Source organism: Amycolatopsis palatopharyngis (assembly GCF_003385185.1).
Classification (GTDB): Bacteria; Actinomycetota; Actinomycetes; order Mycobacteriales; family Pseudonocardiaceae; genus Amycolatopsis; species Amycolatopsis palatopharyngis.
In genome coordinates, this window is record NZ_PQHZ01000062.1 from 1 (window position 1) to 17,837 (window position 17,837).

Here is a 17,837-nt window from a genome sequence, read left to right on the forward strand (position 1 = left end):
GCCGACTCCTCCGCGACATCGCCGAAAACCGCGAAATCGGCGACGTCACCACCCTCGCCGACACCACCGTCATGGACCAAATCACCACCGGCCTCAACAAAAACACCACCGACGAATAACCATCCGAACGCGACTGTGGCCTCCACCCGAGTCGGGTGGAGGCCACAGTCGCGTCAGTGTTCCAGCGGCTCGATCAGCCGGTCACGGCGAGGTGAGCCGGCTGCGGGGTCGGGACCGGCGCGTTGCCGTTCTCGTCGGCCTCGTCGCCGTTGTCGCCATCGTCGCCGTTGTCACCGTTATCGCCGTTGTCACCGTCGCCGGGCTCGGAAGGCTCGGTGGTGACGGGGGGCTCGGTGCTCGTCGGCGGCTCGGTCGGCTCGCCGCCGTTGCCATCCTCGGCGCAGGTCGCCGAGGAGATGTCGATGGTCTGGGTGCTGTCCAGCAGGTCGACCGAGACCGCGGTGACAGTCACCGAGCCGTCCTCGTTCTCGACCTGCTTGTTCAGCGTGACCTTGGCGACCTGGCCCAGCTGCTCCGGCACGATCTCGGTGTTCGCCGGGACCTGGTTCTCGGGCGCCTGCTCTTCTCCGTCGACCTTCAGGCCAACGATCTTGGTGGAGGCCTGCAGGTCCTTGCAGTTGACCTCCAGCAGCGAGGCCGAGATGACCGGCGCTGTGGCGAGGCTCAACTCGAGGTCGGCGGTGCTGGCGCGCGACCAGCCCTCGCCGGCCGAAGCGTTGAGAACGCCCAGGCTCAGGACTGCGTCGCCCTCCGGGGGAAGGTCGGCCCGCACCACGGACTCGTCGCCGGAGCCGACCACGTGCGGCAGCTTCGGAATCTCGACCAGGCCGTCGGCGGCGATGGCGTAGGCGGAGTCCTCGACCTCGGCCGAAGCCATCGGGGCGAGGGCGATACCGCCCGCGAGCAGTGCGGACAGGGCGCCGGCGCCGAGGGCGGCGGTTCTCTTCCTGGACAATTTATTACCTTTCACCAGTTGTACGTACAGAGGTTTCGTACGGGGGATGGAACAGGGCCTGCCGCGCGGGATCAGGTGATGTTGATGATCGTGCCGAGCGGAAGTTTGACGAGCTGGTCCAGGGCTTCCTGAGTCACCCTGATGCACCCGTCGCTGTTGGCCTCACCGACAAAGCTGTTGTCAGGCCAGGTGTGGATACCCACCGTGCCGGGGCCACCGCCGAAGGTCTCGTGGGAGTCGGAGTGGCTGCTCAGCGGGAGAACGATCGGGCTGTAGGTGTTCACCGTCTCCTCGATCGAGGCGATGATGAATGCGCGCCCGGTGGGGGTTGGGAACTCGGGCTTGCCGATACCGATCGTCCACTCGCCGACCTGCTCGTCACCCTTGAGGATCTCCAGGCTGAACGAGGCGAGGTCGACATTGACCACGTAGTCGTTGTTGGCCGATTCGACCGCGTCATCCGCGGTGTTGATCCAGCCCGCCGAACCGTTGGGCCGGGTGGGCAACAAAATCTGCGCCCAGTCACCCTCACGGGCGATGACCGGCACCCAGGTCGGCGACTCGATCTGCTTCTCCGGCAGCCGCGCGATCGGCTTTCCGTCAACAGCGTCGTGGACGACGAGCTCGCGCTTGGGGTGGAGCACCTCACCCTCGGTCGCGGCCTCGGGTGCCGGGTCGAGCGGAGGGTTCTCCAGTGCGGTGAAGGTGGTGGCCTCCGCGAGCGCGGTGACCTCCTCCTGACTGGTCCCGCCGGACTGCGCGGCAGCCCCGTCGTCACCACACCCCGATGTCAGCAGGGCCAACATCGCGGCCGCGACGACAGCCAGCGATTTCGTCGACACGCGCCGCCCGCCGTTACCGCGGCCCTGGTGGTGCAGAAGCGCAGATCTTTCCATCAATCAGAGTCCCTGGGCTGTAGGTCGAGAAGTGAGAATGGCATTAAAGCAAAGAGGGATTCGGCTCTTACGCGCGGGTAGGTTAGTACTCTCGAACCTCCACAAGAGTGAACGTTCGTGGCCAACCAGGTCACGCGCAGATATCAAAGCAGCGTCCAAACCAATACACGAGTAACAAATTCTTGCTGAACAAACCGCCGCCCCCGCCCGGCAAAAGGTGGCGTGGATCACTGGGGGAAAGGGACCCACAGGCTGCGGAACTTGTTGCGCGCCAACAAGGTCCACCCTGACCTGCGGCTGCAGGGACATTGCTAGCAGTACGGGCCCACCGGAATCAATGTGCTTGCCGTCCGGAGATCGGCTGCCGCAACCCCAGAAGCAGCGAAAACGGGGTTAATCGCAAGACGCGACGATCAGTTGGTTTCACTCTTTCAGGTGGATTGATGTAACGCCCGATCCCAATTCGACGGGCAGAAAGTAGCGCAGCGCATTGTCCGACTTCTACGAAGAGTAACGAAAACCGTGACCAGGGTTCGGCACGGAACTCGATTTCCGACGCACTGGATAGTCCCCACCTGCCCGGATGGCACCGACTCGAACGAATGTTCTACGCTACCACGGAGAGCCCATCGAACGCGGCGAGGAGCAGCACCGACGATGACAGTGGATTCCTTGACACAGCAGCGGGACGACGCCACCGGGACGGAGCCGGTCGGGAACGGGGAGCTGGCAGGTGGTCCCACGGAGGCGCCGGCGGACCAGCAGCCAGAGGCGAACGAACCGTCCGCGGAGGACCAGGCCAAGACCAAGCGCGGCCGGCCGAAGGGCACCAGCGCGAAGAAGACCCGGACCGTCGAGCTCACCCTCACCGTGACCGGCACCGCGGACGGCGAGTGGCAGGCGGAGCTGAAGCACGGCAGCAAGTGGGTCGCTCGCGGTCTCGACATTCCGGCGGCCGCCGTGTCCCGGGCAGCGAAGGAACTCCACGTGGACCTGTCCGGACCGATCGACGACGTCATCAACGCCGCCCGTGAGCAGCAGCAGGCCAAGGTCGCGCAGCTCGAGGCCGAACTCCAGCAGGCCAAGCAGGCCCTCGCCGAACTGGAGAGCTGACCACTCCCCCCGCCGGGACGGGTACCGCGCGACGGCACCCGTTCCGGCATTTTTCACTCCCCGGCAGCAACCGCGGGAAGCTGCCCGGGCCTGAGCGTGGCTCCGCAATGGCCCCGCGGGGCGGACGCGGCCGCCGCCTCGATCACCGGAACCTGATTCTTCGCGTAGGCCCGTAGTTCCTCCAGTACCGCCGGGTCGGACAACACATCCCTGCGCACGCGGTCGATCCCCTTGTTCGCCATGGATCGGATCTCCACATAGTCCCGATCGAACCGGGGGTCCTCCACGATCGCGCGGCCCCAGGCCCCATGGGTATGGACAAACGTCGGCCGAACTTCCTCGAAGACGTAGTCGTTGAGTTCCGCCCACTGCTGCTTCGCCCAGAACTCGGCCATCCGCGGTTCGGTGAGTCCAGCCATGTCCGCCACACGCAATCGGCTGGTCAGCGCGGTGCCACCCACGTCCGGCAGCAGCAGTGACCCCTGGCCGACTCCCGCGATGTCCGCATAGGCGTTGAAGATGCGGCCCCACCGTTCGGCGACGACACACATGGGCACGGTCGGCCCCTCCCGGAACTTCTCCGAGGCTGCCGCGAACAGACTGCCCGACAGGACGAAAACCACGACCAGCCCCGCGCTGAGCACCGCCCTCCCGCGAATCCCGGTATGCCGGAAAGCGGCCCCCGCCGCCAAAGTCCCGGCCAGTGCCGCGAGAGCCCACGCCGGTGTCGCGAACCGATGCTCGCCCATCCAATCGGGCTTCAGCACGGCGAACGCCGTCACGGCCAGAATCAGCGTCACCAGTAGCGCGATCATGCCCGCTCGCAACCGAGAGGGCCGCAACAGCACCATGCCGACCAGCACGGCGAACGCGATCCCCGCGGGCGCACCCACGTACTCGAGTAGCTGCTCGCTGCGGGTGAGGTCGGTGAACTCGGGCAGGTCCTGGTTCTTGGCCAGTGCAGGCAGGGACAACAACTTGCCGAACTCGAGGTAGCGCCAGGTGAAGTAGGCGCCGACGGGAACCGCGAAGGCAGCCGTGGACAGCAGTACCGCCCGCGCGCTCGCACCGACATACGTGCGACTCATCCACACCAGCAGGACGAGCGGATACGCCGCTACGTAGATGAGACCGTCCGGCCTGGTCAAGGCGGCGAGTGCGGCAAGGGCGCCGACGGCGAGCGCCGTCCGGCCACTGCGCAGCCGATCGTTGACGGCCGCACGGAACATCACCACGGCGAGCCAGGTCACTGCCAGGGCGAAAAGGGAGTTCTCCAGACCGGAGAAGCACCAAATGACGAAGGATGGGTTGGCTGCCAGCACCGCACCCGAGGCGAAGGTCGCGAGCCCGGGCCTGCGCGTGACCTTCCTGGCCGCCTGGAAACAGCCGACCAGGATTCCGGCGCAGCAGACCAGAGCGAGCGCCTTCGGAAAGACGACATAGTCCGGAACTCCCAGGATCGTCCCGTGGTCGAACAACCCGAGGAGGCGGCCGAGCGTGAGCAGCAGGAGCCAGGAAGGGTTGGAGAAGCCCTCACTCGGATCGGCGCCCGGCTGCAGCACGACGCCGTGCCCCTGGGCCAGGCTGCGCGCATAGGCGAAGGTGATCGCCGCGTCGTCAATGATCCAGTTGCCGAATCGGCTTGCATGCCAACCGATCAGGGCCGTACCGCCGAGAACACTCGCGACGGCGTACACCCAGCTCGGCAATCGTCTGCGATCCGTGGACGAGTCCGAAACCGGTACCGGCACCCGGATCTCCGCCGTGCTCACCACGCCCCGGTCTCACCTTGCTGTCGCTTCCCGCTCCGGCCACACATGAATGGCCTGTTACCCGGAACCTGCGATCGGTTAACCACGCCTTCGCGTGAACATCTCGCCGATTGCCCTAGGATTGGTATACATCTCGTATGCCGGGAGGTACCCGTGATCTTGTCCGGCCGCGACAAGGCGTACCAGTACCTGAGGAACACCGTGCTGACCGATCCGGCCATGCAGGGCAGATTCATCAGCGAACAGGACGTGGCCGCCAGGGTCGGTATCTCCCGCACCCCTATCCGCGAGGCACTGCTCATGCTCGCCGCCGAGGATCAGGTGCGACTCGTGCCGAAGCGGGGTGCTTATGTGGCCCCCCTTTCCGGTAAGGACCTGCGGGAACTGGTGGAGCTACGGGCAACCCTGGAATGCTTCGCCGCGCGGAAGACACTCGCCAGCGCAACCGTTCCGCTTACCGCCCTGCGGGAAACGCTGGAGCGGCAGGAAACCGTGGACGACCCACGCCACTCTCGTGAGTTCATCGAGCTCGACACCCACTTCCACACGCTGCTGATCGAGGCGGCTGGCAACGACATACTGGCCAAGACCTACACCGCGTTGCGCGACCGGCAGGTCCGGGCCGGATTGGTGGCCCTGTACTCCACAGCCGGGCGGCAGGATGCGGTTCTCACAGAGCACAGGGCCATCCTGGACGCCCTCACGGCCGGGGAACTCGACGCGGCCGAAGCCGCCATCAATACTCATCTGGAAACCACTCTGCGAATTCAGCTGATGAGCTGATCGGCTTCCCTTATTGAGGTTTGCCTTTCCTACGATGCACCTCATTTATTTTGTCGCGACATCCACAGTGATTCGTGTTTGACTGTTCTGGTGAGCGAAATGGAAAAGCTGGATTCGTCCCGGCCACACGGTGGCGAGGCACACGATCCGCATGGGGGTCTCGGCGCCCGGCTGAACTGGCTGCGCGCCGGAGTTCTCGGCGCCAACGACGGCATCGTATCCGTAGCCGGCCTGGTGGTCGGGGTCGCGGGTGCGACAACCGATCGTTTCGCAATACTCACGGCGGGGGTCGCCGGACTTGTCGCGGGCGCGTTGTCGATGGCCGGGGGTGAATACGTGTCGGTTAGCACGCAACGCGATACCGAACGCGCGATGCTACGGCTGGAAACGCAGGAACTGACCACGATGCCCGAGGCCGAGGAACGCGAACTCGCGGAGATTTACGAGGACAAAGGACTCTCCCCCGAACTGGCCGCGCAGGTGGCGCGGGAGTTCTCCGCGAAGGACCCGCTGCGGGCCCATGCCGAGGCCGAGTTGCGTATCGACCCGGACGAACTGACCAGCCCTTGGCAGGCGGCCTGGGCCTCACTGCTGGCCTTCTCCGCAGGGGCGCTGATACCCCTGCTGGCGATCGCGATTCCACCCACATCCGCCCGCGTCTGGGCTTGCGCACTCGCGGTGGTGCTGGGGCTGGCGTTGACGGGTCTGATCAGCGCGAAACTCGGCAACGCGGGATCGTTGCGGGCGATCATGCGCAATGTCGGTGTCGGCAGCCTGACGATGCTCGTCACGTACTACGTCGGCCTGCTGTTCGGGGTCGCGCTCGGCTGAGTCACTGCGGCTCGGGCCATCCCGTCGCCTCCGGGCCTGCCGGGCCGGTCCTTCGCCGGGCGAACTGGGTGTACGCCCAGAACGCGCCGCCGACGAGAGCCAGCGCCCCACCACCGATCAGTAACCACCCGGTTTCCGCCGGGTCGCTCTGCCGACCGTCCAGGGCGAGCCCGGCCGCCGGTTCCACGACCGTGTCCGCCGGGGAGCTGTCGAGCAGGGTGATGAGCCCGCCGATCAGCAGAACGACACCGACGATCATGGTCAGCACGGCATAGAACCGGTCCCTCATCATCCCTCCCCGCGGGGTGCCACCTGAATGATGATGACATTTTCGTGCGCGGAGGGCATCCGTTCGCACACGTTCGGTTCGGGGCACGGACGGATCCGTGCCCCGAACCGGGTGTCAGCGCACGCCGCTCATCAGCTTCCGGATGAACGGACTCACCGCCGCGATCAACAGGCCGAGCAGCACCGCAACGCCACCGACAGTGCCGAAGTAGGCAGCCTCGTTGTCGACGCTGTAGTACTGGGCGAGCGAGCCCGCCATGGCCGTGCCCAGCGCGATCGACAGGAAGTTCAACGCCACCATCTGGGTACGGAAGCGCTGGGGCGCGAGTTTGGTGGACAGCGAAAGCCCGACCGGCGACAGCATCAGCTCCGCGACGGTGAACGCCAGCAGAATGCCGACCAGCGCGAGGAACGGCGTGCTGTTACCGACGCCGCCCGCCATCGGCAGGAACAACAGGAACGCGAGTCCCATGGTGCCGGTGCCGAGCGCGAACTTGATCGGCGTGGACGGCTGGCGCGAGCCCAGCTTCGTCCACATCGCCGCGAACACCGCTGCCAGCAGGATGATGAAGATGGGGTTGATCGCGTTCATCCATGCCTCCGGCACCTCCCAGCCGAACATGACCCGGTCCACCCGCTCGGCGAAGTAGATGGGCACCACGGTGAACTGCTGCTGGAACAGGGAGAAGAAGGCGAAGCTCGCGATGAACATCGGAATGAACGCGAACACTCGCTTGCGCTCGACGCTGGAGATGCCCTTGCTGCTCAGGATGACCGCGAAGTAGCCGATCGACGCGATCAGCACGACCACCACCGTGACATCGGACAGGTTGGCCGCGGTGATCACGCCGGCGAGGACCAGCACGAGGATGGCCGCTACGCCTGCAGCCGCTGCCCCGCCGACCATGGGCCGCTTCTCGTCGGGCAGCGGGTTCGGCACGACATTCGCGTTCTCGCCGAGGTTCTTCCGGCCCAGGGTGTACTGGATCAGACCGACCGCCATACCGATGGCGGCGAGACCGAAGCCGTAGTGGAAGCCGAGTTCCTCCTGGGCAAGACCGGTGAGCAACGGACCGACCAGGGCACCGATGTTGATGCCCATGTAGAAGATCGTGAAGCCGCCGTCGCGGCGGTCGTCGTGCTCGGAGTACAGCGAGCCGACCAGCGACGTGGCATTGGCCTTCAGTCCGCCACTGCCCAGTGCGATAGCACCGAGCCCGACGCCGACCCCGACGAAACCAGGTAGCACCGCCAGGCTGATGTGGCCGAACATGATCAGCACGGCGCTGTAGAACAGCACGCGCTCCGATCCGATGACCCGGTCGGCGATCCAAGATCCGACGATCGTGGACAGATAGACGAGCCCACCGTAGGCACCGACGATGCTGGTCGCGGTGGCCTTCTCCAGCGCTAGGCCACCCTGCATCGTGGAGTAGTACAAGTAAAAGATGAGGATGGCTTGCATCCCGTAGAAGGAGAAGCGCTCCCACATCTCGACACCGAAGAGATTCGCGAGCCCTCGTGGGTGCCCGAAGAACCCCTTATCTCGTGTGACCTCTGTTGAGGTACTCACAACTGGACCGTCCTCATGGTCTAGACAGCGTTGTCGTCCCGCATGGTAGGACCGTCCATAACTGACACAGTAGGGCGCATGGTTGTGAGATCCACTCCGTCCGGTTTGTCCCAGTGTCGAAGAGTGGGTGATCACACGATCAGCTCCCCGGGCGCTCCCCGGCCGCTAGGATCACGTAAAGGTGCGCCGGGAAGTCTGGTCGGCAAGAGTGTTGTCGACCGCAAGTTTGGAGATTGCCTGTGACTTCACCGGTACCACGCCGGCCCGGCCAGACGGTGGCAGAATTTGCCCGCTACCTGCGGACGGAGACCACGGGCGGGCTGATTTTGCTCGCCGCCACTGCGATAGCCCTGATCTGGGCGAACTCCCCGATCGGCGATGTGTACCGGACGATCCGCGACTTCGAGCTCGGCCCCGAGCTGTTCCACCTGAACCTCACCATCGGGGAATGGGCCAAGGACGGCCTGCTAGCCATCTTCTTCTTCGTCGTCGGGCTTGAACTCAAGCGCGAACTCGTGGTGGGCGAGCTCTCCAAGATCAAGCAGGCGGCCCTGCCGATCGTCGGGGCCATCGGCGGCATGCTCGTTCCCGCGGCTCTGGCGCTCTCGATCGCCTGGGGCGAGCCAGGAATCGACAAGGCATGGGCCATTCCGGTCGCCACGGACATCGCCTTCGCGCTCGGGGTGCTGGCCCTGACCGGTTCGAACCTGCCCAGTTCCGCCCGGGTGTTCCTGCTTTCCCTCGCGGTGGTGGACGATCTCGGCGCGATCATCGTGATCGCCGTGCTCTTCACGGCGAGTTTCGACCTGGTGGCCGGCGCGATCGCACTGGTCGCACTGGCGCTGTACGCGTTCCTGCAGCACAAACGGGTACAAACGCCATGGCTGTACGTACCGCTGGCACTGATCACCTGGGTCGCCGTCCACTCGGCGGGTATTCACGCGACGATCGCCGGGGTGGCGCTGGGCCTGCTGACCCGCGTCCATGCCGACAAGGGCGAGGAGCACGCGCCCGCGATCCGGTTGGAGCACCGGCTGCAGCCCTGGTCCTCCGGATTTGCGGTGCCGGTGTTCGCGCTGTTCGCCGCGGGCATCGAGGTGAGCGGCGATTCGCTGGCGGAGGTGTTCACCACCAAGCTGCCGCTGGCGATCATGATCGGCCTGCTCGGCGGCAAGCTGCTCGGCATCTTCGGGTTCAGTTTCCTCGCGGTGAAGCTGCGTATCGCGGACAAACCCAAGGGCGTCCAGTGGCGAGATATCGCGGCCCTCTCGGTGCTGGGCGGTGTCGGATTCACGGTGAGTCTGCTGATCACCGAACTGTCCCTCGACGGCGAGGCGACGGAGCTGGCAAAGGCCGCGGTCCTGCTGGCCTCCGCGGCGGCCTCGCTGCTGGCAGCGGCGATGCTGATCCGCCGAAGCAAGGCACACGCTCACTCCGACGCCGACTGACCCCCGCCCGCCGCGGCGTTTCGGGAGTTCCCCAATGTGGCATTGGGGAACTCCAACGTCCCTAATGCCACATTGGGGAACTCCAGATCGCTGCGCGCGGCGGGCTTGACGGACACGGAGGGCGCGCCCATCGAGCCTCGGCGAGTCGGTCATGGCACGATGAGCCCCGTGAGCAGCCCCAAGCACCAACTCAACGACAATGACGGCGTGGGGTCCGTGCCCTACATCCCACTGTCGCAGCCGGACGACGCTGGCGGTGACCAGTCGATCGGTGCGCTCGTCAAGGACGCGACGCAGCACCTGTCGACGCTGGTCAGGGCCGAGGTCGAGCTTGCCAAATCCGAGGTAGTCGGGGAGGCGAAGAAGGCCGTAAAGGGCAGCATCTTCTTCGTGATCGCCCTCGTCGTGGCGCTCTACAGCTCCTTCTTCTTCTTTTTCTTCCTCGGCGAGCTGCTTTCCGAGTGGCTCCAGCGCTGGGCGGCGTTCGGCATCGTCTTCGCGCTGATGCTCGTCGTAGCAGCCGTGTTCGGTCTGCTCGGCTACAAGAGGTTCAAGAAGATCAAGGCGCCGGAACGCACGATCGACAGCTTCCGGGACACGGCCGCGGCGCTGAAACCCCGCAAGGACTCCGAGAATCACTTCCCGGAAGTCCACGACACCGCACAGGCCCCCGGTCCCGTCCGGGGCTGACCGCGGTCGCACGTGGCAGCACCCGACCCGTCCAGTGTCCGGTTCGAAGGACCCTGGACACATCGCGACGTGTCGGCCAACGGCATCCGGCTCCATGTCGCCGAGGCCGGCTCGGGGCCTCTGGTCGTGTTGCTGCACGGGTTCGCCGGGTTCTGGTGGAGCTGGCAGCACCAGCTGCGCATGCTCACCGAGGCCGGTTTTCGCACGGCGGCCGTTGACCTGCGCGGCTACGGCGACTCCGACAAGCCGCCGCGTGGCTATGACGCCTGGACGCTGTCCGGCGACGTCGCGGGCCTGGTTCGCGCGCTGGGTGAGCCTCGCGCTCACCTGATCGGGCACGCTTGGGGCGGGATGCTCGCCTGGACGACCGCTGCCCTGCACCCCAGGGTCGTCAGCTCGGTGAGCGTGCTCGGCGGTGCGCACCCGTTGGCGCTGCGCACGGCGATCGCACGCACCGCACTGCGCCGACGCAAAGCCAACCAGGCAAAGGCGCTCAGCCACCTGTTCCGGTTCCAGGTACCGATGGCGCCGGAGCGCGCACTGGTTCGCGCCGATGCCGAGGCCGTCGAGTCCATGCTGCACAGCGCATCCGGCACCGATTGGCGGGGAACCGCGGACTTCGCTGATACAGCGGCGAAACTGCGCCAGGCGATGCTTGTCCCCGGGGTGGCCCACAGTGCGCTGGAGTACTACCGCTGGGCCTTCCGCGCCCAGTTCCGTGGCGAAGGGCGCCGGTTCGTCGATGCCGTCGACACCCGCGCGAAGGTCCCGGTCCTGCAGTTGCACGGCGCGGACGACCCGTTCGTGCTTCCCGAGACTGCCCGTGCCTCGGCGCCGTGGACCGGCCCGCGGTCGCGGTTCGAGTCACTCGCCGGCATCGGTCACTTCCCGCACCTGGAGTGCGCCGCGGACACGGGTGGGGTCCTGCTGGATTTCCTGCACTCGGTACCGCGAGATGGTAGTACTCAGCGACGTCGTTGATCTTGCTTGGTGGTACTTGCAGACACCCCAAGTTCTGGGGGTGAGGTCAGGCTGTGCAGGGACCGGTGCCGACTCGGGAGCCGTAGCCGGGTGCGGCCTCGATCTCCGGGCGGACCTCGTCCGCCGTCAGCACGAACCCGGTGTCCCGGTCCTCGACGGAAGCGCCGAACACCACTCCGATCACCCGGCCCTGCGGATCCACGATCGGCCCGCCGGAGTTCCCGCTGCGCACCTGGCCGCGAACGGTGTACACATCTCGCTCGACCGTCTTCGAGTCGTAGATGTCGGGCCCGCGCAGGTTCACTCTGGCACGGACCCGTGCCGCCGTCGCCGTGTACGGACCGTCCAGCGGATAGCCGAGCACGATGGCGTCGTCGCCGGCCTGGGCCGGAGTGGAAGCCAGGCTCAGCACGGGCGCCTCAAGACCGGGCACCGCGAGCAGCGCGACATCGGTGTCCGGGTCGTAGTGCACGACCCGCGCGTCCAGCCTGCCCTGCGACGTTTCCACGGCGACCTCGTCGGTGCCCGCGACCACGTGCGCGTTGGTCATCACTCGCTGCGGCGCGACGACGAACCCGCTGCCCTCGAGCGAACGGGAGCACGACGGCGCGGTGCCCCGTATCTTGAGCACGCTGTCCTGAAGTTCGCGCACTGTCGAGGTGGCCTGCAGGCCCGGGTCCGGTGGCTCGATCTCGCTGATCGGCGCCCGCTCGAACGGGTTGACGATCGCCGGGAAGCCCGACTCGTCGAGCAGTTTCCGCAGCTGGTTGGGCAGCCCCTGCGCCTGGGCGGGCATCACCTCGTTGACGCCGCCGAGCACCGAGGAGTTGTTTATCGCCGAGGCCAGGCCGGGCAGGCCCGCCACGCTCGTGAGGGGCAACGCGATCAGCCATGCGACCACGAAAACCACCGCGCCCTGCACGACCGCGCCGAGGCTGTTGTCCACCCCGGACAACTTCGGCGAGCGGATCCGGCGTTTGATCTTGTTGCCGGTCCACACCCCCAGCGTCTCGCCGAGCGCCACCATGAACACCACGGTCGCCACGGCGAACGCCACCCTGGCGGCCGGGTTCTCGAACAGGTCCACCACCAGCGGGGCGAGCTTGATGCCGACGACGGCGCCGAGGATCACGCCGAGGAACGCGGGTAGCGCGATGACGACGCCCTGCCTCGCCCCGGACAGGGCGGCGAGCACCGCGAGCAGCACCACCAGGATGTCGACCCAGTTCACTCCGGCTCCCTACCGTGGCGCCCGGTCGCGCGCATCGTCAGCGACGCCGTCCGCGCCGCGTGTTCGGCTAACGCTACGTCAAGCTCCCGCACGTCCGAGGAGTCCCACTCCCGCTCCCAGCCACCGAGACCGAGCAGCACGGAAAGCAGCCCCGCGGTGAAACCCCAGACGAACAAGCCACCGACCTCGAACGCGGGCCCCTGCCAGCCCATGTCGCCCCGCCGCACCTGGAAGCGGTTCGCGGGGTCGACCAGTTCCGCGACGGGGACCCTGGCGACCGCGGCCGTCTCCCCCGGATCCACCGCGTGCACCGGGGAGGACACCTTCCAGTGCGCCAGCACCGGTGTCACGGCGAACTGGGAGACCGGAACATACAACTCGGGCAACAGCGCTACCGGCCGTACGCCGGACGGATCGACGCCGGTCTCCTCCTCCGCCTCACGCAGGGCGGTCGCCACCGGTCCTTCGTCACCCTCTTCGGCTCCCCCGCCGGGAAACGCCACCTGCCCCGCATGTGAGCCGAGCGTTTCGGCGCGGCGTAGCAACAGCACGTCGGGCCCGAGCTCGTCCTCACCGAAGAGCACCAGCACCGAGGCTGGCCGGGTGCGCGCACCGGGCGGCGGGCTGAACCTGGTGAAGGAGTGGTGGTCGAGTTCGTCGGCGATCTCGACCAGGCCACGCAGCCACTCGGGCACCGTGGCCGGCGGCACCAGTTTGCCGGTCACCTGGCACCTCCGTACTTCTCGACTGCCCCCCGGACCGATTCCACGTCGGTGAGCAGGCGCGGATTCTCGATGAACCGCACCTCGCCCGCCGCGGTGACGAGGTACGACGCCGGCAGTGCCTGCGGGACCTTCAGCGCGGTGCGGACAGGGCCGCCGAAGTCGTCCGCGTCGTGCACCGTCGGAAGCCGCACGTCGAGATCCCGCAGCAGCTCGAGGCCATCGCGGCGATCGCTGGCCAACTGCACGGTGAGGACGTCCACCGAATCCGGCAGGTCGGCGTACTCCTGCAGGACGGGCAGTTCCTCCCGGCAGGGCGGGCACCAGGTCGCCCACACGTTCACCAGCGTGGTGCGCCCGGCCAGCGCCCTGCCGAGGTCCACCTGGGAGCCGTCGCCGAGGCAGGTCGCCGTCACGCCGTCGAGCTGGGGAACAACCGCGTCGCCAGGGGTGTCCTGCGCTGGGGCGGGACAGGAGGCGAGACCGGCCTCGGCCCGTAGCCCACTGAGGTCCTCCTCGGGGCCTGCCGGAGGAGCATCGTCTCTCGGCAACAGGGCGACGATGAGCGCGAGCACCAGTACACCCAGGCCGAGTGCCCAACCGGTCGTCCTGGTCACGCTTCCGTCACCAGCGCAAGCAGGTGGTCGCGCTCCGGCCCCTTGACCAGCTTCGAGGCCTCCTCGAACTCGGTGGGTCCGGCGCCGAACGACGGGCAGTCACGGGCGAGCGGGCAGGCGCCGCAGGCAGGTTTACGCGCATGGCAGATCCGCCTGCCGTGGAAGATCACCCGGTGGGAGAGCATGGTCCATTCCTTGCGCGGGATCAGCTCACCGACCGCCTGTTCGACCTTGACCGGGTCCTCCAGTTCGGTCCAGCCCCATCGGCGGACGAGCCTGCCGAAATGGGTGTCGACCGTGATCCCTGGCACATCGAAGGCATTGCCGAGTACGACATTGGCCGTCTTCCGCCCCACCCCCGGGAGTGTGACCAGGTCCTTCAGCGAAGCAGGCACGTCACCGTCGAATCGCTCCATCAGTGCTGCCCCGAGGCCCATCAGCGCGGACGCCTTGTTCCGGTAGAAGCCGGTCGGCCGGATCAGCTCCTCGAGTTCGATCCGCTGCGCGCCCGCGTAGTCGGCCGCGGTCGGATACCTGCTGAACAGGGCAGGAGTCACCTCGTTGACCCGCTTGTCGGTGCACTGGGCCGAAAGCACCACCGCGACAACCAGTTCCAGTGGCGTGCGGAAGTCGAGTTCACAATGCGCGTCCGGGTAGGCCTCATCGAGGCGCCGTTTGATGCGCCGGGCGCGCCTGACCAAGGCGAGACGACTTTCCCCCAGGTAATCCTTTCGGGGGGCACTACGGGCGGCAGATGGCACCCCGATAGCCTACGGGCGACGTCCGACCCTTCGGCGAAGCACTCCTCGCCGTCGAGCCGCACGTGGACACCTGGAGGTGTCCGGAGGATCCCGCGCAGTGCGATCCGCGCCGCGCGGGCGACACGCCGCAACACACCTTGGCGCAAAGACATGAGCGCCATCAGCGAGGATCTGGAGTCGATGAGGCTGACGCCACACTCAGTGCCGGGATCGAAGCAGGCGATACCGGCCGTGTCGGTCCGACCGGTCGAGCCGGCCGCCCATCACACCGGTACCGGTGCGGACGCGACGGGAGCGAAATGACTGTCTGGTTCGTTATCGCCGTTCCACTGGTGATCATGTTCTTCGCCCTCGCCATGGAGCGGGTGGAACACCGCCTCAGCAACGTCACGGTGCGCGAGGAAGAGGTCGAGGAGTTCCTCGAGCAGGCGCAGCCGAACGAGGTCAGGGCCCTTTACGGGCACGGAATCGGCCGCGCGCTCGAGCTGTTCAGGCTCCGCAGGCTCGGCGGAAGGGCAGCCAAGCTGCGCCCGCGCAAGGCTCGGGGTTAGGCTCCTCCGTCGGGCGTGATCACCACGGAGTCGCTGCTGAACAGGCAGTATCCGGGCGAACGCGTTCGGTGAACCGAAGCGTCACCCGCCCGGGCGGGATCGGCGACACCACGGCGTGCCAGGAAAGCACCATTTCCAGTACGCCCTAGACTGCAGGCAGTGACCGGCGACACGCTCCTCCGCCCGAGGATCGCGGCTCGCCACGCAATGAGGAGGCACGAGGTGGACGAGACCCTGGCCCGGGCGGGCATCTTTCAGGGTGTGGAACCGGCAGCAGCTGAGGCGCTCGCGCAGACCTTGGAGGCTGTGGAGTTCCCCCGGGGCCACGTGATCTTCAACGAAGGCGAACCCGGCGACAAGCTGTACATCATCCAGTCCGGCAAGGTGAAGATCGGCCGCAAGTCCCCGGACGGCAGGGAGAACCTGCTGGGGATCTTCGGTCCGTCGGACATGTTCGGTGAGCTGTCGATCTTCGACCCGGGACCCCGCACATCCAGCGCGACCACGGTGACCGAGGTTCGCGCTGTGACGATGGACCGTGCCGCACTCCGGCAGTGGATCTCCACCCGGCCGGAAATCGCGGAGCAGCTGCTCCGCGTGGTGGCACGCCGGCTTCGCAGGACCAACAACATGGTCGCCGAACTGATCTTCACCGACGTCCCCGGCCGTGTGGCCAGGGCGCTGTTGCAGCTCGCACAACGGTTCGGCAGCCAGGAGGCAGGCCTGCTGCGGGTTACACACGACCTGACCCAGGAGGAGATCGCCCAGTTCGTCGGCGCTTCGCGCGAGACCGTCAACAAGGCGCTCGCCGACTTCGCCCACCGCGGCTGGCTGCGTCTCGAGGGCAAGAGCGTGCTGATCCTGGATCCGGAAAGGCTGGCTCGCAGGGCGCGCTGACCTTCCGCGCTCACGAGCGCGGGACGACGACATGACAAAGGGCCGGGCGCCACCCCCGACGTGGCGCACCGGCCCTTTGCCGTGCGCGGACCATCCCCCGACAGTCCGCGCTCCCCGCCCTCCGGTGTTAGGCCCCGACCCGATCTCCGGAGGGAGATTTGCGTTCGATCTATCAATGTCCGATCGACCAAAGGTTGAACTGGTCAGCTCAACCATCGCACGACCCCTACCCACTAACTCAAGGTCGTTCACCCTCAAGGACGCTTTTTCAGTTGGTTCGTTGCGCAAATTCGGCGAAAAATCCGACTCTGTTATCTAACTGAGACCAAATCTCGCCGCCCCGCGGCAGCAGACCGGACGTGACCGAGCTGACCGGAAAATTACTGGTACCCACGTACCACATCTGTGCATACTGGTACGCGTGTCCCAATCCTCGTCTCCCGGCGGTTCCACCCTGGCCGACTACCGTCGCGCGCTGAGCGCCCCTGGCGCTCGCGGCCCGGCGATCGCCTCGCTGCTCGCGCGCCTGCCGATCGCCATGATCGGCATCTCCGCGCTGCTCTTCGTCCAGCGCGAGACCGGCTCGTTCGCGATCGCGGGAATGGTGTCGGCCAGCGCGCTCGTCGGGGTGTCGATCGGCTCGGTCGCACAGGGCAGGCTGATCGACCGGTTCGGACCGACCCGGCCACTGCTGATCGTCACGACGGTGTTCGTCCTCGCGATGACCGCATTGGTGAGTGCGATCGAGGCACATGCGTCCACCGCGACACTCATCACGCTGTCCGTGGCCATCGGGCTGAGCGAACCGATGGTGGGTTCGGCATCGCGGGCGCTCTGGGGACGCCTGCTGCCAGCGGGCCCCGTCCGCAACGCGGCCTTCTCCTACGAGGCGATCAGCATGGAGGTCTTCTTCATCCTCGGGCCCGGTGTGGCCGGTCTGCTGATCACCGCCCCATGGGCGGGTACGGGCATGGTCGTCGGGGCCGCCTGCATGGTCACCGGTTCGATCACCTTCGCCCTGAGCCCGACGGTCCGAGCCTGGGGGCCCGCACGCGAGAACGAAGGCGGAAGACTGCTCGGCGCGCTGGCCAGCCCCGGGATGCGGACACTGGCGATCGCCGCACTCGGCTTCGGCATGGTCATCGGCTTCATCGAGGTCGCCGTACCCGCTGCGGCGACGGAGGCGGGTAAGCCCGCGGTCGGAGGATTGCTGCTCTCCGCATGGTCGGTGAGCTCGGTGGCCTTCGGCGTCGCCTACAGCATGCGCCCATGGCCGCGCCCGATGGCGCTGCGGCTTCCGGTACTGCTGGCGATGTTCGGCGCGCTCGTGGCGTTGCTCGCCCTGCCGACGGCGCTCGCGCCTGCTTCGCTGTGGTGGCTCGCGCTCGCCATGCTCGGAGCCGGAGCACTGATCACCCCGCAGTCGACAACGCACTCCGCCGCCATCGAGATCGTCGCGCCAAGGGGCACGGCGGCCGAAGCCTTCGGCTGGTTGCTCACCGCCATCACCCTCGGCCTCGCCGCGGGTCAGTCCGTGAGCGGCTACCTCGTCGAGCACAGCGGACCGCCCGCCTCCTTCCTCGCGGCAGCGGCCGCGGCGATCACGCTGGCCGGAGTGGTGTACCTACGACGGCACACCGTCCGATCCACGCTGGCCGATCCCGCCGATCCCGCCGCCGTGCCCGCAACCGTCGGCTGACGCCGAAG

General features: G+C 67.0%; 18 protein-coding genes. 9 read left to right on the forward strand and 9 right to left on the reverse strand.

The window, feature by feature from the left end; genetic code table 11:
• Positions 1–193: 193 nt before the first annotated feature.
• Both D0C15_RS29645 and D0C15_RS29650 read right to left on the reverse strand, forming a co-directional pair.
• Complete coding sequence (locus D0C15_RS29645) at positions 194–976, reverse strand: choice-of-anchor P family protein (protein WP_116051429.1); 783 nt, start codon at positions 974–976, stop codon at positions 194–196.
• Positions 977–1,047: 71 nt separating this feature from the next.
• A complete protein-coding gene (locus D0C15_RS29650; protein WP_245976396.1) occupies positions 1,048–1,782 on the reverse strand; it encodes a L,D-transpeptidase in 735 nt (244 codons plus the stop codon).
• Between the two features lie 747 nt (positions 1,783–2,529).
• Here D0C15_RS29650 and D0C15_RS29655 point away from each other — a divergent pair.
• Entirely contained in the window at positions 2,530–2,985 is a 456-nt protein-coding gene (locus tag D0C15_RS29655; RefSeq protein ID WP_116051431.1) for a DUF6319 family protein, read from the forward strand.
• 53 nt (positions 2,986–3,038) lie between these two features.
• Here the strand turns inward: D0C15_RS29655 and D0C15_RS29660 are convergent, their stop codons facing one another.
• Positions 3,039–4,760, reverse strand: a complete 1,722-nt coding sequence (locus D0C15_RS29660) for a hypothetical protein (RefSeq protein ID WP_116051432.1) — start codon at positions 4,758–4,760, stop codon at positions 3,039–3,041.
• Positions 4,761–4,910: 150 nt separating this feature from the next.
• Between D0C15_RS29660 and D0C15_RS29665 the strand changes: the two genes are divergently transcribed.
• Both D0C15_RS29665 and D0C15_RS29670 read left to right on the forward strand, forming a co-directional pair.
• Entirely contained in the window at positions 4,911–5,540 is a 630-nt protein-coding gene (locus D0C15_RS29665) for a GntR family transcriptional regulator (RefSeq protein ID WP_245976387.1), read from the forward strand.
• A 99-nt stretch (positions 5,541–5,639) separates the two neighbouring features.
• Positions 5,640–6,371 carry a VIT1/CCC1 transporter family protein gene (locus tag D0C15_RS29670; RefSeq protein WP_116051434.1) on the forward strand — a complete coding sequence of 244 codons (732 nt, stop codon included), beginning with the start codon at positions 5,640–5,642 and terminating at the stop codon, positions 6,369–6,371.
• 1 nt (position 6,372) lies between these two features.
• Here the strand turns inward: D0C15_RS29670 and D0C15_RS29675 are convergent, their stop codons facing one another.
• Positions 6,373–6,660 carry a hypothetical protein gene (locus tag D0C15_RS29675; protein WP_116051435.1) on the reverse strand — a complete coding sequence of 96 codons (288 nt, stop codon included), beginning with the start codon at positions 6,658–6,660 and terminating at the stop codon, positions 6,373–6,375.
• Between the two features lie 114 nt (positions 6,661–6,774).
• Positions 6,775–8,232, reverse strand: coding sequence for a peptide MFS transporter (locus tag D0C15_RS29680; RefSeq protein WP_116051436.1), 1,458 nt, complete (start codon positions 8,230–8,232; stop codon positions 6,775–6,777).
• A 239-nt stretch (positions 8,233–8,471) separates the two neighbouring features.
• Here D0C15_RS29680 and nhaA point away from each other — a divergent pair, with 239 nt between their 5' ends.
• The 3 genes from nhaA (at position 8,472) to D0C15_RS29695 (ending at position 11,351) form a co-directional block, all read left to right on the forward strand.
• Positions 8,472–9,680, forward strand: coding sequence for a Na+/H+ antiporter NhaA (gene nhaA, locus D0C15_RS29685; RefSeq protein ID WP_245976389.1), 1,209 nt, complete (start codon positions 8,472–8,474; stop codon positions 9,678–9,680).
• 159 nt (positions 9,681–9,839) lie between these two features.
• Entirely contained in the window at positions 9,840–10,370 is a 531-nt protein-coding gene (locus D0C15_RS29690; protein ID WP_116051437.1) for a phage holin family protein, read from the forward strand.
• A gap of 12 nt (positions 10,371–10,382) precedes the next feature.
• Complete coding sequence (locus D0C15_RS29695) at positions 10,383–11,351, forward strand: alpha/beta fold hydrolase (RefSeq protein WP_116051438.1); 969 nt, start codon at positions 10,383–10,385, stop codon at positions 11,349–11,351.
• 46 nt (positions 11,352–11,397) lie between these two features.
• On the opposite strand, the gene D0C15_RS29700 is transcribed toward D0C15_RS29695, so the two are convergent.
• The 4 genes from D0C15_RS29700 to nth are packed head-to-tail and all read right to left on the reverse strand — an operon-like array spanning position 11,398 to position 14,622.
• Positions 11,398–12,582, reverse strand: a complete 1,185-nt coding sequence (locus D0C15_RS29700; RefSeq protein ID WP_116051439.1) for a MarP family serine protease — start codon at positions 12,580–12,582, stop codon at positions 11,398–11,400.
• A complete protein-coding gene (locus D0C15_RS29705; RefSeq protein WP_116051440.1) occupies positions 12,579–13,307 on the reverse strand; it encodes an NUDIX hydrolase in 729 nt (242 codons plus the stop codon). Before D0C15_RS29705 ends, D0C15_RS29700 begins: the two co-directional genes overlap by 4 nt.
• Entirely contained in the window at positions 13,304–13,921 is a 618-nt protein-coding gene (locus D0C15_RS29710; RefSeq protein WP_116051441.1) for a TlpA family protein disulfide reductase, read from the reverse strand. Before D0C15_RS29710 ends, D0C15_RS29705 begins: the two co-directional genes overlap by 4 nt.
• Positions 13,918–14,622, reverse strand: a complete 705-nt coding sequence (nth, locus tag D0C15_RS29715; RefSeq protein WP_425455442.1) for an endonuclease III — start codon at positions 14,620–14,622, stop codon at positions 13,918–13,920. The genes D0C15_RS29710 and nth overlap by 4 nt, the downstream gene beginning before the upstream one ends.
• A gap of 359 nt (positions 14,623–14,981) precedes the next feature.
• On the opposite strand from nth, the gene D0C15_RS29720 reads away from it, so the two are divergent.
• From D0C15_RS29720 to D0C15_RS29730, 3 genes are all read left to right on the forward strand, one after another.
• Positions 14,982–15,233, forward strand: coding sequence for a hypothetical protein (locus tag D0C15_RS29720; protein WP_091678354.1), 252 nt, complete (start codon positions 14,982–14,984; stop codon positions 15,231–15,233).
• 222 nt (positions 15,234–15,455) lie between these two features.
• Complete coding sequence (locus tag D0C15_RS29725) at positions 15,456–16,130, forward strand: Crp/Fnr family transcriptional regulator (RefSeq protein ID WP_091678356.1); 675 nt, start codon at positions 15,456–15,458, stop codon at positions 16,128–16,130.
• Positions 16,131–16,551: 421 nt separating this feature from the next.
• The gene (locus D0C15_RS29730) at positions 16,552–17,829 is read left to right on the forward strand and encodes an MFS transporter (RefSeq protein ID WP_116051442.1); all 1,278 of its coding nucleotides are present in this window, start codon (positions 16,552–16,554) and stop codon (positions 17,827–17,829) included.
• The last annotated feature ends 8 nt before the right edge of the window (positions 17,830–17,837 follow it).

Excerpts from the sequence above, each read along its gene's own strand:
- D0C15_RS29650 (WP_245976396.1), bottom strand. The coding sequence starts at position 1,782 with ATGTTGGCCCTGCTGACATCGGGGTGTGGTGACGACGGGGCTGCCGCG.
- D0C15_RS29655 (WP_116051431.1), top strand. The coding sequence starts at position 2,530 with ATGACAGTGGATTCCTTGACACAGCAGCGGGACGACGCCACCGGGACG.
- D0C15_RS29670 (WP_116051434.1), top strand. The coding sequence starts at position 5,640 with ATGGAAAAGCTGGATTCGTCCCGGCCACACGGTGGCGAGGCACACGAT.
- D0C15_RS29675 (WP_116051435.1), bottom strand. The coding sequence starts at position 6,660 with ATGAGGGACCGGTTCTATGCCGTGCTGACCATGATCGTCGGTGTCGTT.
- D0C15_RS29690 (WP_116051437.1), top strand. The coding sequence starts at position 9,840 with ATGAGCCCCGTGAGCAGCCCCAAGCACCAACTCAACGACAATGACGGC.
- D0C15_RS29720 (WP_091678354.1), top strand. The coding sequence starts at position 14,982 with ATGACTGTCTGGTTCGTTATCGCCGTTCCACTGGTGATCATGTTCTTC.